Raw genomic sequence first — 14804 nt, 5'->3', positions numbered from 1 at the left:
CGTACTGATTGAATTACTTGGCTGCGCTGCCTTCGCTGGCCAGGGCCAGCTTGGCCACCTGCGGCGCCGGCTGGTAGCCCGGAATCACCTGGCCGCTCTGCAGGACGATCGCCGGCGTGCCGTTGACACCGATCGACTGGCCCAGCTGGAACTGCCTGCCGACCGGGTTGGCGCACTTGGCGGCCTTGATTTCCTTGCCCTCGATCATCTTGTCCAGCGCCGCGCGACGGTCGCTGGAGCACCAGACCGCCTGCAGTTGCTCGTCGCCCGGCGAGCCGAGCCCCTGACGCGGGAAGGCGACGTAGCGCACCTCGATACCGCGGCGGTTGAGCTCAGGCACCTCGGCGTGCAGCTTGTGGCAATACGGGCAGGTGGTATCGGTGAAGACGGTGATGTGCGACTTGGTCTGGCCCTTGGCAGGATAAACCACCATCTCGGCGGCTGGAATGCCGTTGATGAGCTTGGCGATGCCTTGGCGCTCGGTCTTCTCGGTGAGGTTGACCGGCTTGCCGTCCTGGATCTGGAACAGGTAGCCCTGCATGACGAACTGCCCATCGGCACTGGCGTACAGCACGCGGCCGCCCTGTAGCTTGACTTCGTAGAGACCGCTGACCGGGCTGCTGGCGACGCTCTCGACCGGCACTTCCAGCTCGAGGGTCTGCAGGGTCTTGCGGATCGCCTGCTCGGCGCCGGCACTGGCGTCGCTGGTCGCGGCAACGGCAAAGGTACTGGCCAGCGCCAGGGCGGCGGCGGCGAAAATCTGGGTCACGCGCATGGGAACTCCTGAAGGCGGACGGGGCCGGCGGGGCGTCGGGCGCGGGGGAAATCGCGGCGAGCGGGCAGCCCTTGGTGCAAACCGTCCAAGCCTACCACAACAGGCCGCTACTGGAGGGGTTCGCAGGCACCGGTCGGCGGAACATGAAAACCATTCATCCACGCGGATGGTGCTGGGCATGCAGTTGCTGCAGGCGCGCCTTGGCCACGTGGGTATAGATCTGTGTGGTCGACAGGTCGCTATGGCCCAGCAGCATCTGCACCACCCGCAGGTCGGCACCGTGATTGAGCAGGTGGGTGGCGAAGGCATGGCGCAGGGTATGCGGCGACAGTGGCTTGTCGATGCCAGCGACCCGGGCATGGTGCTTGATACGGTGCCAGAAGGTCTGGCGGGTCATCTGCTCGCCGCGCTGGCTGGGGAACAGCACGTCGCTGGGGCGGCCATTGAGCAGCTCGGCACGCCCATCGCGCTGGTAACGCTCCAGCCAGAGCACCGCCTCCTCCCCCATCGGCACCAGGCGCTCCTTGCTGCCCTTGCCCATGACCCGCAGCACGCCCTGGCGCAGGTTGACCTGGTCCAGGGTCAGGCTGACCAGTTCGGTCACCCGCAGGCCGCAGGCATAGAGCACTTCGAGCATGGCCCGGTCGCGCTGGCCGATGGCCTCGCCTAGGTCCGGCGCCTGCAGCAGGGCCTCGACGTCGGCTTCGGACAGGGACTTGGGCAACGGGCGGCCCAACTGCGGCATCTCGACCTGCAGGGTCGGGTCGACGTCGATCAGCCTTTCCCGCAGCAGGTAGCGGAAGAAGCCGCGCAGGCCAGAGAGAAAACGCGCCGTGGAGCGTGGCTTGTAGCCTTGCTCGAAGCGCCAGGCGAGGTGATCGAGAATCAGCTCGCGGCCCGCCGCCGGCAGGGCCACGCCGTGCTCCTGCAACCAGCCGTTGAACAGGGCCAGGTCGCTGCGGTAAGAGGCGCGGGTATTGTCGGACAGGCCTTTTTCCAGCCAGAGGGCATCGAGGAACTGGTCGATCAGGGGGTGGTCGAGAGCGGACATGCGGGGCTGCTGGGCGTTGAGAGGGGCCTAGTGTTTCACAGCAGGTGACAGGTTGTCAGGTCTGGCACTTTCGCGGGCAAGCCCGCGCCCACATGGCCCTGCAAACCGCATCACTTGCGATCGACTCGCCCCCTGCAAGAGCGGGCTTGCCCGCGAACAGGCCGGCGCAGGCGCCGGAGCGTCCTCAGGCCTGCGGCAACACCGGCACCGGGCGCTTGTCCTCGTCGATGGCGACGAAGCTGAACACACCATGAATGGCCCGCTCGCGGCCATCGAGGTACATGTTCTCGACGAACACATCCACCTGCACCTGCAGGCTGGTGGTACCGACCTTGATCACGGTCCCCACCAGCTCGACGATCGAGCCCGCCGGGATCGGGTGCTTGAAGTCGATGCGGTCGGTGGACACGGTCACCAGCGGCAGGCGACAGAAACGGGTCGCGGCGATGAACGACACTTCGTCCATCCAGGCCAGGGCGGTGCCGCCGAACAGGGTGTTGTGGTGATTGGTGGTGCTGGGGAAGACAGCCTTGGTCACGCGGGTCACCGACAGTTCGGTGCGGCGTTGGATTTCCTGGTCTCGGGTGATGGTCATCGCTTACTCACATCGCAAGGGGCCGGGGCGGCCCCGGTACATCATTCGACAAAACGCAAAAAAGCAGCCCGAAGGCTGCTTTTTCTCTCGCAAGGCGGCCTCGGCCACCGGTCAAACTGCACTCAGGACAGTTTTTCCTTGATGCGAGCGGCTTTGCCGGACAGGTCGCGCAGGTAGTACAGCTTGGCCTTACGCACGTCACCACGACGTTTCACGGACAGGCTGTCGATTTGCGGGCTGTAGGTCTGGAAGGTACGCTCGACGCCAACGCCGCTGGAGATCTTGCGCACGGTGAAGGCGCTGTTCAGACCGCGGTTGCGCTTGGCGATGACGACACCTTCGAACGCCTGCAGACGGGAACGCTCACCTTCCTTCACTTTCACCTGGACGACAACGGTGTCGCCCGGGGCGAAGGCCGGGATTTCCTTGTTCATCTGCTCGGCTTCGAGCTGCTGGATGATCTTGTTGGTCATGCTGTGCTCCTAAGGCGGATAACTCGATCCACCATCGATACGTTAACTATCGTCCCGCTCGCGGAGGTATTCCTCGAGCAGCTTCTTCTCTTCTCCAGAAAGCGAGCGACTTTCCAGAAGATCGGCGCGCCGTTCGAAGGTCCGACCAAGGGACTGCTTCAACCGCCAACGCCGGATGTGTGCATGGTTGCCACTGAGCAACACGTCGGGAACGCGCAGATCCGCATACACCTCCGGTCGGGTGTAGTGCGGGCAATCGAGCAGACCGTCGGTGAAGGAGTCTTCCTCCGCCGAGTCCACATGCCCTAAAGCTCCGGGCAGCAGCCGCGTAACCGCATCGATCAGCACCATGGCCGGCAGCTCGCCACCGGAAAGCACATAGTCGCCAATCGACCACTCTTCATCGACATGAGCCTCGATAAAACGCTCGTCGATGCCTTCATAACGACCGGCGATCAGGATCAACGATTCCTGTTGCGCCAGCCCTTTGACCGCCTGCTGGGTCAGCTTGCGGCCTTGTGGCGAGAGGTAGATCACCTTCGCCGCAGCCCCGGTCGCCTGCCTGGCACTGGCCAGGGCGTCTTCCAGAGGCTTGATCTTCATCACCATGCCCGGACCACCGCCAAAAGGCCGATCATCCACCGTGTGGTGGCGATCCGTGGTGTAGTCCCGCGGATTCCAGCAGGTCACTTGCAGCAACCCCTGTTTCACCGCGCGGCTGGTAATGCCGTACTCCGTGATGGCCGAGAACATCTCGGGGAACAGCGTGACGACTTCTACGCGAAGGTTACCCATCGGTCAGAAATCCGCGTCCCATTCGACCCGCATCACGCCTGCTTCCAGGTCGATGGCCAGCACGCACTGCGCCGTATAGGGCAGCAAGCGCTCGCGATCGTCCAGGCTGCCTGCGCAGGGCCGGACCACCAATACATCGTTCGCGCCGGTCTCCAACAAGTGATCAACCTTGCCGAACAGCTGTTCGTCCTGGTTGACGACCTTCAGACCCACCAGCTGGTACCAGTAGTACTCGCCATCGGTCAGGTTGGGCAAAAGGCTCTGCGGTACGCAGATCTCGTAACCGCTCAGAAGCCGTGCTTCGTCACGATCGTCGAGGTCCTTGAGCTTCACCACCAACCCCTTCTGGGAAAGGCGGCCCTTGACCAGCTCGACCTGCTTTACCACGCCTTCGTGCCGAAGCGTCCAGCGGGGATAATCCAACAGGTTGTCAATCGGATCGGTAAAGGAAAACACCTTCACCTCGCCGCGAACGCCGTGAACCGAAAAGATCTTGCCGACAACGATGAGGTCGTCAGCCTTGTCTGGCGTCGCGTTCATACTGCTCAGGCGGCAGCCTTGGCAGCGTCCTTCAGCAGCTGAGCAACACGCTCAGACGGCTGCGCGCCCTGGCTCAGCCAGTACTGGGCACGTTCCTGGTTGACCGACAGGCGAACTTCGGCGCCGGAGGCGATCGGGTTGAAGAAACCGATACGCTCGACGAAACGGCCGTCACGGGCGTTACGGCTGTTGGTCACGGTCAGGTGATAGAAAGGGCGCTTCTTGGAGCCGCCACGGGCAAGACGGATGGTTACCATGTGAACATCGTTCCTATAGTCGGTGCTGCAAATCTGAATGCCCAATGGGCACAGGGTGCCCAAAAGGCCGCATATTCTCGGGGAATACACGGACATTTGCAAATGCCTTTTTCGGCAAGGCTACGCCTCACCGTCCAGATCTGCCGGTTAAGCCGCTGTTTGCGGCGCTATTCCCGCCGAGGCGGGGCTCCGGACGACCGCCTCACGACAAGGCGGCCACCTCGAAATCGGTTACAGCTTCGGCATGCCGCCACCCGGCAGCATCCCGCCCAGGCCACGCATCATCTTGGCCATGCCGCCCTTGGCGGAGAATTTCTTCATCATCTTCTGCATCTGCTTGTGCTGCTTGATCAGCCGGCCGACGTCCTGCACCTGGGTGCCGGAGCCGAGGGCGATGCGGCGCTTGCGCGAGCCGCTGATCATCTCTGGGTCGCGGCGCTCGGCCGGGGTCATGGAGTTGATGATCGCCTCCATCTGCTTGAACTGCTTCTCGGCCGCGCCCTGGGCGTTGCCCATCTGCGACAGGTTGACCCCGCCGATGCTCGGCAGCTTGTCCATCAGGCCACCCAGGCCACCCATGTTCTTCATCTGTTGCAACTGGTCGCGGAAGTCCTCGAGGTCGAAGCCCTTGCCTTTCTTGAGCTTCTTGGCCAGCTTGTCGGCCTTGGCCTTGTCGATGGTCTGCTCGGCCTGCTCGATCAGGCTGAGCACGTCGCCCATGCCGAGGATGCGCGAGGCGATACGGTCGGGGTGGAACGGCTCCAGGGCCTCGCTCTTCTCGCCCATGCCGATGAACTTGATCGGCTTGCCGGTGATGGCGCGCACCGACAGCGCGGCACCGCCACGGGCATCGCCGTCGACCTTGGTCAGCACCACGCCGGTCAGCGGCAGGGCGTCGCCGAAGGCCTTGGCGGTGTTGGCGGCATCCTGGCCGGTCATGGCGTCGACCACGAACAGGGTCTCGATCGGCTTGACCGCGGCGTGCAGGGCCTTGATCTCGTCCATCATCTCGGCGTCGATGTGCAGGCGACCGGCGGTATCGACGATGACCACGTCGATGAACTTGAGCTTGGCCTCGCGGATCGCCGCCTCGGCGATGGCCACCGGCTTCTGGCTGATGTCGGACGGGAAGAAGGTCACGCCGATGTCGTTGGCGAGGGTTTCGAGCTGCTTGATCGCCGCTGGGCGGTAGACGTCGGCCGAAACCACCATCACGCTCTTTTTCTTGCGCTCCTTCAGGAAGCGCGCCAGCTTGCCGGCGGTGGTGGTCTTGCCCGCGCCCTGCAGGCCGGCCATCAGTACCACGGCGGGCGGTGCGGCATTGAGCGCCAGGTCTTCGTTGGCCGCGCCCATCAGGCCTTCCAGCTCGGCCTGGACGATCTTCACGAATGCCTGGCCCGGGGTCAGGCTGCGCGACACCTCGGTGCCGACCGCACGTTCCTTGACGCTGTTGACGAAATCCTTGACCACCGGCAGGGCGACGTCGGCCTCGAGCAGGGCCATGCGCACTTCGCGCAACGTGTCCTTGATGTTGTCTTCGGTCAGCTTGGCCTTGCCGGTGACATGGCGCAGCGTCTGTGACAGGCGGTCGGTCAGGTTTTCGAACATGGTGATCCTTTCAGGCCCAGTGAAGCCGAGGTTGTTCAGGCGCCCTGGCGGATATGCGCACGCGTGGGGCACAGCAAGCCGGGCATTATAACGGAGAGCGGCGGTGGCGCACACCTCGTGCCGTGCCTCCCATCGCGGCGGGGGCAAGCTGCAAGAAAAAGCAGATCGTGCAGCGTTCTGCTTTTTTAGGAACAGAACATTATTCAATGGGCCGCTTCGCACCCCATCGCCGGCAAGCCCACAGAGTTCTCTGCATGCCACAAGATTGATGAACACCGCCACCTTGTGGGAGCCGGCTTGCCGGCGATGGGCTGCAAAGCAGCCCCAAGACCACTGGACTGGCCGGCATTGGTGCAATGCCCCCTCCCCCACTCCTTCTGCCCTCTGCCCTCTGCGCGGATGGGAGGGCCTTCATCTGTCAAGCTTGCAACTTGTGGCTTGTGGCTGTGGCTCGAAGCCGCCCCCGGTCTTCCTAGGCTGCCGCGTTCTATGCCACACTTCGTTCCTTTAGGGCTTGCCTACCTGGACTTATGCTCTCGTCACCCAGCCTCATCCCCAACCTGCTCGCCGCCGGGCTGTACATCGTCGCCGCCCTCTACCAGGGCAGCCGCCTGGCCCAGGGCAGTCGCGCCGACAAACGGTTGCTCGGCCTGCTCGGCGCACTCGCCGTGGTCGCCCAGAGCGGCGCCCTGTTCTTCCAGCTGATCACCCCGCTGGGCCTGAGCCTCGACTTCTTCAGCGCCGCCAGCCTGATCGCCGCGGCCGTGATCGCCCTGACCCTCGTGGCCTGCCTGCGCATCCCGGTCGAGAACCTGCTGGTGCTGCTGTTCCCGCTGGGGGCCATCACCGCCCTGCTGGCCCAGTTCGCCCCCGCGGGCACCGTGCCGCTGATCAACGAGAAACCCGGCATCCTGGCGCATATCCTGTTGTCGATCCTCGCCTATGGCCTGTTCACCATCGCGGTGTTCCAGGCCCTGCTGCTGCTGCTCCAGGACCACCAGCTCAAGCACAAGCACCCATCCGGGCTGATCCGCAACTTCCCGCCCTTGCAAACCATGGAAAGCCTGCTGTTCGGCTTCCTCTGGGCCGGCTGGTGCCTGCTCTCGCTGTCGTTGATCTCCGGTTGGCTGTTCCTCGACAACCTGTTCGCCCAGCACCTGGTGCACAAGACCTCCCTCGCCTGCGTCGCCTGGGTGGTGTTCAGCGTGCTGCTGTGGGGCCGCACCCGCCTCGGCTGGCGCGGGCACAAGGCGATCCGCTGGACGCTTGCCGGTTTCTGCCTGCTGATGCTGGCCTATTTCGGCAGCAAGCTGGTCCGCGAATTCATCCTGCACGTCTGACGGCCGCCCATGGACACCCTGCCGTACGCGCCCTTGCTCGGCACCCTGACCCTGGCACTGCTCTGGTCGGCACTGTTCAGTGCCGTCGACGCGGCACGCCAGCAACTGAACGGCCAGCAGCGGCCCGCTGAAACCAGCGACCCCCCCCTGCCCGCCCAGGCCCTGGTGCTCTGCGCCAGCCTGGGCAAGCTGCTGGTGCTGGGCCTGGCCTGCCTGCTGGGCCAGCGCTACGACGGCGAACACGGTTTCTGGCTCGCCGGCCTCGCCGCCGCCCTGACCCTGCTGGTGCTGGCCGAGTACCTGCCGCGGCGCATGGCCCGGCGCAATCCGCAGGCGTTCGTCAGCCTCGGCGCCAGCCTGCTGAAATGGCCCCTGGCTACCCTGCAGCCGCTGGCTTGCCTGCTGGACGGCTGCGCCCGGCTGATCCTGCGGCCGTTCCGCGCACAACCCACTGCCGTGGCCCTGCACCCACAGGAAGACGATCGCTTCGACGAGGACGAACCACTCGAACCACCCCGCCCTGGCCTGCCGGAAGGGCTGCAGGCGCTGGACAAGATCACCGTCAACGACATCCTGGTACCGCGCAACGAAGTGGACGGCATCAACCTGGACGAGCCGATGGAGCGCATCGTCGAGCAACTGATCGTCAGCCGCCATACCCGCCTGCCGGTCTACCACAGCGACATCAACCAGGTCGAAGCCATCCTCAACACCAAGCTGATCAGCCATCTGCTGCCCAGGGCCGAGCTGACCCTGCAAGCGCTGCGGGCCGCCTGCTACGAGCCCTACTTCGTGCCCGAGAGCACGCCGCTGCAACTGCAACTGCTGAACTTCCACAAGCAACAGCGCCGCCTGGGCGTGGTGGTCGACGAATACGGCGAAGTGCTGGGCATCGTCACCCTGGAGGACATCCTCGAGGAGATCGTCGGCGAATTCGAGGACGAGCAGTCGCTCGACAACCCCCACATCCACCCCCAGCCCGACGGCCGCTACGTGATCGAGGGCACCGCTTCGCTGCGCGAGCTCAATCGCAGCCTGGGCTGGCACCTGCCCTGCGACGGCGGGCCGAAGACACTCAACGGCCTGGTCACCGAGGCCCTGGAAAGCATTCCGGAAAGCGCCGTGTGCCTGAAGATCGGCCGCTATCGCCTGGAAATCCTCGAAACAGAGGACAATTGCGCCAGCAAGGTACTGGTATGGACCGTGACCCGATAGCTATACTCGGGTCACGCTTACCCAGCCCTGCCGTCCCGCCCGCTACCCGCACCCGGCGTCACACGGCCAGTCCGCTCCACTGACACGCCCCGCGGTCCTGCTTCACCACCCCGAACAGCGCCCGCTCCCGATCCTATCCCCTGGGGCCCTCGTCAGCGGGCGAACCACAACAAACGCTCCGGCGTCCGTGTGCCCATGCCTGCCTGGGCAGCGCGCGGCCATGCCCAGGATGCATCCGACTGTCAGGGACCTATGCAATGACAACCAGCAGCACCTATGCCGATTCGACCCCGGCGACGCCCGTCAACTCGCCTGCGCGGGTCGCCACGGCGAGTTTCATCGGCACCGCCATCGAGTTCTACGATTTCTACGTCTACGCCACCGCCGCCGCCCTGGTGATCGGCCCGGTGTTCTTCCCGTCCGGGTCTGGTACCGCGCAGATGCTCGCGGCCTTCCTCACCTTCGGTATCGCCTTCCTCGCCCGGCCGCTGGGCTCGGCCCTGTTCGGCCACTTCGGCGACCGCATCGGACGCAAGTCGACCCTGGTCGCCTCGCTGTTGCTGATGGGTGTCTCCACCACCCTGATCGGGGTGCTGCCGGGCTACGACAGCATCGGCATCTGGGCCCCGATCATCCTCTGCCTGCTGCGCTTCGGCCAGGGCCTGGGGCTGGGCGGCGAATGGGGCGGCGCGGCGCTGCTGGCCACCGAGAACGCCCCGCAGGGCAAGCGCGCCTGGTTCGGCATGTTCCCGCAACTGGGCCCGTCGATTGGCTTCCTGGCCGCCAACGGCCTGTTCCTGACCCTGGCCCTGGTGCTCAGCGACGAGCAGTTCCGCGAGTGGGGCTGGCGCATCCCCTTCCTGCTCAGTGCCGCGCTGGTGATCGTTGGCTTGTACGTGCGCCTGAAGCTCGAGGAAAGCCCGGTGTTCGCCAAGGCCGTGGCGCGCCATGAACGGGTGAAGATGCCGGTGGTCGACCTGTTCGCCAAATACTGGCTGCCGACCCTGCTGGGTGCCGCGGCGATGGTGGTGTGCTACGCGCTGTTCTACATCTCCACGGTATTCTCCCTCAGCTATGGCGTATCGACCCTGGGCTACAGCCGCGAGAGCTTCCTGGGCATGCTGTGCTTCGCGGTGGTCTTCATGGCCCTGGCCACCCCGCTGTCGGCCTGGCTGAGCGACCGCTACGGGCGCAAGCCGGTGCTGATCGTCGGCGGCCTACTGGCCGTGGCCTCGGGCTTTACCATGGAGCCACTGCTGACCTCGGGCTCGACCACTGGCGTGGCGCTGTTCCTGGCCATCGAGCTGTTCCTGATGGGTGTGACCTTCGCGCCGATGGGGGCATTGCTGCCAGAGCTGTTCCCGACCCACGTACGCTACACCGGCGCCTCGGCAGCCTACAACCTGGGCGGCATCGTCGGTGCCTCGGCGGCACCGTTCTTCGCCCAGCAACTGGTGAGCATGGGGGGATTGAGCTGGGTGGGGGGCTATGTGTCGGTGGCGGCGGTGATCAGCCTGATTGCCGTGCTTTGCCTGAAAGAGACACGCAACAGCGAGCTTTGAATTTCCAGCTGCAAGCTTCAAGCGGCAAGTAAAAGCGGGATCGTGCACGACCTGCTTTTTCTTGCCGCTTTAAGCTTAGAACTCGACCTTGACTGCCTGGGAGGCGCGGGTCGCCTTGGCACGAGCGGCTTCGATCGACTCGTCTCGCGCCAGGCAGACGCCCATGCGGCGCTGGCCGTCGATCTGCGGCTTGCCGAACAGGCGGATGGCAGTGTCCGGTTCGCTCAAGGCGGCGCCGAGGTTGGCGAAGGTGGTCTGCTGGGACTGACCCTGCGGCAGGATCGCCGCCGAGGCCGACGGCCCGAACTGGCGCACCACCGGGATCGGCAGGCCGAGGATGGCACGGGCATGCAGGGCGAACTGCGAAAGATCCTGGGAGATCAGGGTCACCAGGCCCGTGTCGTGCGGGCGCGGCGAAACTTCGCTGAACCACACCTGGTCGCCCTTGACGAACAGCTCCACACCGAACAGGCCACGCCCACCCAGGGCATCGGTGACCGCCTTGGCCACCCGTTGCGATTCCGCCAAGGCCTTCGGGTTCATCGCCTGGGGCTGCCAGGATTCCTGGTAGTCGCCCTTCTCCTGGCGATGGCCGACCGGCTCGAGGAACGTGGTGCCGCCCACGTGGCGCACGGTCAGCAGGGTGATCTCATAGTCGAAATCGATGAACCCTTCGATGATCACCCGGCCCCGGCCGGCGCGGCCACCTTCCTGGGCATAGTCCCAGGCCTTTTGCAGGTCGGCTTCGCCGCGCAGCAGGCTCTGGCCCTTGCCCGACGAACTCATCACCGGCTTGACCACGCAGGGGTAGCCCAGGTCGGTGACCGCCCTGGCGTACTCCTCGAAGGTATCGGCGAAGTGATACGGCGAGGTCGGCAAGTCCAGTTCCTCGGCGGCCAGGCGGCGGATGCCTTCGCGGTTCATGGTCAGTTGGGTGGCGCGGGCGGTGGGCACCACGTTGAAGCCCTCGTTCTCCAGCTCGACCAACGTGGCGGTGGCGATAGCCTCGATCTCTGGGACGATGTAGTGCGGCTTCTCGGCTTCGATCACCGCGCGCAGGGCGGCGCCATCGAGCATGTCGATGACATGGCTGCGGTGCGCGACCTGCATGGCCGGGGCGTTGGCGTAGCGGTCCACGGCGATCACCTCGACACCCAAGCGCTGCAGCTCGATCACCACTTCCTTGCCCAGCTCGCCGCAGCCACACAGCAGTACACGGGTCGCGGTGGGCGACAATGGGGTTCCGATACGGGTCATTTCAGGTCCTCGAAGGCGTCGGGGCCGCGCCATGCTGGCTGCCGCCCGCTGAAAAAGGACCGCTATTCTACACTGGCCGGTGAACGCGGGGCTGCCCCTTGCAATCAGCCAACGACAGCCGCACGCCGTGCCCGCCAGGCCATGGCCAGCCATACCACGGTGACTCCGGCGAACTTCGACCCCAGGGCGGTGCCGACCACCGTTGGGGTCAGGGCGCCGATCATGCCGAAGAAGATGAAGGTATCCACCGGGATGCTCAGCGCCGAGCTCAGCCACAGGCGGTCGCGCAGCGGCCGGCGGGTGATGCTGAACACCAGCCAGTCGATCAGTTCGGAGACGAAGAACGCCGTGGCGCTGGCCAGGGCGATGGCCGGCTCGGAGGTGACATAGGACAGCACCAGCGCCACCAGCATGGCCAGCAGCGCACCATGGCCATGGCGGGTCTGCACCATGTCGCGCAGGATGAACACCAGCCCGCCCCAGGCGGACCAGATCACGTCCAGGTGCGGGGCACTGGAAAAGGCGTAGTTGATCAGCACTACGCTGCTGATGTAGGCGATGAGATAGAACATGGGATCACACGTTGGGCAAGCGGCACAGATTACTTGATTTTTGAGTCAACCGCAGCTGTTGGGGCCGCCTCGCGCCCCAGCACTTACCAAGCCCAACGTGTACGCAGATGCCCCACCGTTCACATCCCGATGATCAACCCCGCGGCCACCGCCCGCTCATGACACAGCTTCAGCACCTGGCGCCGCTCCTGGTTGTCCATGCGCCCCCAACGGGTGATCTCCGCCACCGTCCGCTGGCAGCCGACGCAGATGTCCTGCTCGTCCAGGGCGCAGACGCTCACGCAAGGCGAGGCGACGGGGCGTTCGGCATCGCTCATGTCAGTCCTCCTGGGGCGCCAGGTCACGGGCGTAGCGCTCGGCATTGTGCACGTAGTGGGCCGCGCTGGCCTCGAGCATGCGTTTCTGCGCGTCGGTCAGCTCGCGTACCACCTTGCCTGGCGAGCCCATCACCAGCGAGCCATCGGGGATTTCCTTGCCCTCGGGAATCAGCGCATTGGCGCCGATGATGCAGTGCTTGCCGATGCGTGCACCGTTGAGGATCACCGCGTTGATACCGATGAGGCTGTAGTCGTCGACGCTGCAACCATGGAGCATGGCATTGTGGCCAATGGTCACGCCCTTGCCGATGGTCAGCGGCGAGCCCATGTCAGTGTGCATCACCGTGCCGTCCTGGACATTGCTGCCCTCGCCGATGTCGATCAGCTCGTTGTCGCCGCGCAGCACCGCGCCGAACCAGACACTGGCGTGGGCCTGCAGGCGTACCTTGCCGATCAGCGTGGCAGTGGGGGCGGCCCAACTGGTGGGGTGGGTCTCGACCCGCAGGTCGCCCAGGCGATATTTCATGGTTGGCTCCTCAAGGTTTGCCGGGGTGGCGGGGTGGGCCCCACTCAGTTCTGGATGAAGCGTTCGGGGGGCTGGTGCAGGCTGATACCGGCGTCGTACAGCAGGTTGACCAGCTCGACGATCATGATCGCCGACAATCCCCAGATCTTGTAGTCGCCATAGCGGTAGCTGGGCACGTACCAGCTGCGCCCCTGGTAGTCGATGCGATGGGTATGGTCGCGCGGGTCCTGGCGGAAGAACTCCAGCGGCACACTGAACACCGCGGCGATCTCCGCGTCGTTGGCGCGGTACTCGACGTAGTCCGGGATCAGGCCGACGAATGGCGTCACCTTCAGGCCATGCAACGACACCAGCGGGCTGAGCGGGCCGATCACTTCCACCAGGCCAGGCGGCAGGCCGATTTCCTCCTCGGCTTCGCGCAGCGCGGTGAACACCAGGTCCGGGTCTTCCGGGTCGCGCCGCCCGCCAGGGAAGGCCACTTCGCCGCCATGGGTGGACAGCCCCTTGGCGCGCAGGGTCAGCACCAGTTCGGGCTCTTCGCTGCGGGTGATGGGCAGGAGTACCGCCGCCTCGGGGAAACGGTGGTCCGTCTCCAATGACGCGGGGGTATGGTTGCTCATTCGGCGAAGAAGCTCGTCCAGCATTACACACTCTCGATTCCAAGGCCTGTCTTGCATGATGCACCAAAGCCGCGAAGCACCCAAGCCCCGCCAGATGGCGGCTTGCGGGCGAGCCGCCAGGCGCGCCAAGATATCCCGACCTCAAAGGAATAAAAGCATGAAATTCTGCAGCGCGTGCGGCCACCCGGTCATCCAGCGGATCCCCGAGGGCGACAGCCGCCCGCGGTACGTCTGCGAACACTGCCGGACCATCCATTACCAGAACCCCAACATCGTCGCCGGCGTGCTGCCCACCTGGGGCAGCCAGGTGCTGCTGTGCCGTCGCGCGATCGAGCCGCGCCGTGGTTTCTGGACCCTGCCTGCCGGCTTCATGGAGAATGGCGAGACCCTCGACCAGGCCGCTCGTCGCGAAACCGTGGAGGAGGCCTGCGCCCGAGTCGGGCAGATGAGCCTGTACCAGCTGTTCGACCTGCCGCACATCAACCAGGTGCATGTGTTCTTCCGCGCCGAGCTGGCCGACCTGGACTTCGCCGTGGGCATCGAGAGCCTGGAAGTGCGGCTGTTCGAGGAACACGAGATTCCCTGGGACGCGCTGGCTTTCCGCACCGTCGCTCGCACACTAGAATGCTATTATCGTGACCGCATCGGGCAGCACTACCCCATAGGCCATGAATACCTGCCACCGATGAACGTCTCGTCGTCCACCACCTAGCTTTCAGGGATAAGGTTTCATGCGCTGGTTGTTCGCCCTCTTCTGCCTCTGCGTTGTATCGGTGTCCCAGGCGGCCTTCACCGAAACCATCATCCGCAAGCCCCTGCCCGCTACGCAGCCACCGTCCCACTCCCCGGCCCAGGTTCCCACCCAGCCATTGATCGACAAGGTGCTGGTGCTCAAGTCCGAACGCCGCCTGCAATTGATCAGCCGCGGCGAGCCGCTCAAGACCTACCGCATCTCCCTGGGCAAGCAACCCAAGGGGGCCAAGGAGCGCGAGGGCGACAAGAAGACTCCCGAAGGCCTCTACTGGCTCGACTGGCGCAAGGTCAGCGACCGCTTCAACCTGGCCATGCACATCTCCTACCCGAACATCAGGGATGCCGCCCGTGCCCGCCGCGAAGGCGTCAACCCGGGCAGCATGATCATGATCCACGGCACGCCGATCGACGAGGAATACCCGGAGTGGTACTTCCATACCCTGGACTGGACCGAAGGCTGCATCGCCATGCGCAATGACGACATGCGCGAAGTCTGGAGCATGGTCAAGGACGGCACCCTGATCGAGATCCGTCCCTGAAAGCGTACG

At 64.9% G+C, this 14804-nt stretch carries 18 protein-coding genes; 5 read left to right on the top strand and 13 right to left on the bottom strand.

The genetic code is table 11. The annotated features are described in order from the left end of the window. Positions 1-13: 13 nt before the first annotated feature. The 8 genes from NJF35_RS01590 to ffh all read right to left on the bottom strand — a co-directional run bounded on the left by NJF35_RS01590 (position 14) and on the right by ffh (position 6094). Entirely contained in the window at positions 14-775 is a 762-nt protein-coding gene (locus NJF35_RS01590; RefSeq protein ID WP_225787280.1) for a DsbC family protein, read from the bottom strand. A gap of 154 nt (positions 776-929) precedes the next feature. Further along, positions 930-1826, bottom strand: a complete 897-nt coding sequence (xerD, locus tag NJF35_RS01585; RefSeq protein WP_253090617.1) for a site-specific tyrosine recombinase XerD — start codon at positions 1824-1826, stop codon at positions 930-932. A gap of 184 nt (positions 1827-2010) precedes the next feature. Next, a complete protein-coding gene (locus tag NJF35_RS01580) occupies positions 2011-2421 on the bottom strand; it encodes an acyl-CoA thioesterase (RefSeq protein WP_225787278.1) in 411 nt (136 codons plus the stop codon). 122 nt (positions 2422-2543) lie between these two features. Beyond that, on the bottom strand, positions 2544-2894 hold the full coding sequence (gene rplS, locus NJF35_RS01575; protein ID WP_225787277.1) for a 50S ribosomal protein L19: 351 nt from the start codon (positions 2892-2894) through the stop codon (positions 2544-2546). A 42-nt stretch (positions 2895-2936) separates the two neighbouring features. Beyond that, complete coding sequence (gene trmD, locus NJF35_RS01570) at positions 2937-3689, bottom strand: tRNA (guanosine(37)-N1)-methyltransferase TrmD (RefSeq protein ID WP_225787276.1); 753 nt, start codon at positions 3687-3689, stop codon at positions 2937-2939. A 3-nt stretch (positions 3690-3692) separates the two neighbouring features. Next, a complete protein-coding gene (gene rimM / locus NJF35_RS01565; RefSeq protein WP_253090616.1) occupies positions 3693-4229 on the bottom strand; it encodes a ribosome maturation factor RimM in 537 nt (178 codons plus the stop codon). 5 nt (positions 4230-4234) lie between these two features. Continuing rightward, positions 4235-4486, bottom strand: coding sequence for a 30S ribosomal protein S16 (gene rpsP / locus NJF35_RS01560; RefSeq protein ID WP_225787274.1), 252 nt, complete (start codon positions 4484-4486; stop codon positions 4235-4237). 231 nt (positions 4487-4717) lie between these two features. Continuing rightward, positions 4718-6094: a signal recognition particle protein gene (gene ffh, locus NJF35_RS01555; protein ID WP_225787273.1), complete on the bottom strand. Its 1377-nt coding sequence runs from the start codon at positions 6092-6094 to the stop codon at positions 4718-4720. A 530-nt stretch (positions 6095-6624) separates the two neighbouring features. Here ffh and NJF35_RS01550 point away from each other — a divergent pair. From NJF35_RS01550 to NJF35_RS01540, 3 genes are all read left to right on the top strand, one after another. Continuing rightward, a complete protein-coding gene (locus NJF35_RS01550; protein WP_225787272.1) occupies positions 6625-7434 on the top strand; it encodes an inner membrane protein YpjD in 810 nt (269 codons plus the stop codon). 9 nt (positions 7435-7443) lie between these two features. Continuing rightward, positions 7444-8649 (top strand): transporter associated domain-containing protein, encoded by a 1206-nt coding sequence (locus NJF35_RS01545; RefSeq protein WP_225787271.1) that lies wholly within the window; start codon positions 7444-7446, stop codon positions 8647-8649. 257 nt (positions 8650-8906) lie between these two features. Next, positions 8907-10211 carry an MFS transporter gene (locus NJF35_RS01540; protein ID WP_225787270.1) on the top strand — a complete coding sequence of 435 codons (1305 nt, stop codon included), beginning with the start codon at positions 8907-8909 and terminating at the stop codon, positions 10209-10211. A gap of 75 nt (positions 10212-10286) precedes the next feature. Here NJF35_RS01540 and purT read toward each other — a convergent pair whose 3' ends face one another. From purT to NJF35_RS01515, 5 genes are all read right to left on the bottom strand, one after another. Beyond that, positions 10287-11468, bottom strand: a complete 1182-nt coding sequence (gene purT / locus NJF35_RS01535) for a formate-dependent phosphoribosylglycinamide formyltransferase (RefSeq protein ID WP_253079918.1) — start codon at positions 11466-11468, stop codon at positions 10287-10289. Between the two features lie 104 nt (positions 11469-11572). Next, positions 11573-12040: a VUT family protein gene (locus tag NJF35_RS01530; RefSeq protein ID WP_253079917.1), complete on the bottom strand. Its 468-nt coding sequence runs from the start codon at positions 12038-12040 to the stop codon at positions 11573-11575. Between the two features lie 119 nt (positions 12041-12159). Then, positions 12160-12357 (bottom strand): DUF1289 domain-containing protein, encoded by a 198-nt coding sequence (locus NJF35_RS01525; protein WP_253079916.1) that lies wholly within the window; start codon positions 12355-12357, stop codon positions 12160-12162. Between the two features lies 1 nt (position 12358). Then, positions 12359-12883: a gamma carbonic anhydrase family protein gene (locus NJF35_RS01520; RefSeq protein ID WP_225787266.1), complete on the bottom strand. Its 525-nt coding sequence runs from the start codon at positions 12881-12883 to the stop codon at positions 12359-12361. A 44-nt stretch (positions 12884-12927) separates the two neighbouring features. Continuing rightward, complete coding sequence (locus NJF35_RS01515) at positions 12928-13527, bottom strand: CoA pyrophosphatase (RefSeq protein WP_225787265.1); 600 nt, start codon at positions 13525-13527, stop codon at positions 12928-12930. Between the two features lie 133 nt (positions 13528-13660). Here NJF35_RS01515 and NJF35_RS01510 point away from each other — a divergent pair, with 133 nt between their 5' ends. Both NJF35_RS01510 and NJF35_RS01505 read left to right on the top strand, forming a co-directional pair. Next, positions 13661-14215 (top strand): NUDIX hydrolase, encoded by a 555-nt coding sequence (locus tag NJF35_RS01510; protein WP_225787264.1) that lies wholly within the window; start codon positions 13661-13663, stop codon positions 14213-14215. 19 nt (positions 14216-14234) lie between these two features. Next, on the top strand, positions 14235-14795 hold the full coding sequence (locus tag NJF35_RS01505; RefSeq protein WP_225787263.1) for a murein L,D-transpeptidase family protein: 561 nt from the start codon (positions 14235-14237) through the stop codon (positions 14793-14795). Positions 14796-14804: the final 9 nt, after the last annotated feature.

This window comes from Pseudomonas guariconensis (assembly GCF_024127895.1).
Classification (GTDB): domain Bacteria; phylum Pseudomonadota; class Gammaproteobacteria; order Pseudomonadales; family Pseudomonadaceae; genus Aquipseudomonas; species Aquipseudomonas guariconensis_B.
The sequence above is the reverse complement of the archived record's forward strand: the minus strand, read 5'-3'. Positions and strand labels throughout refer to the sequence as shown.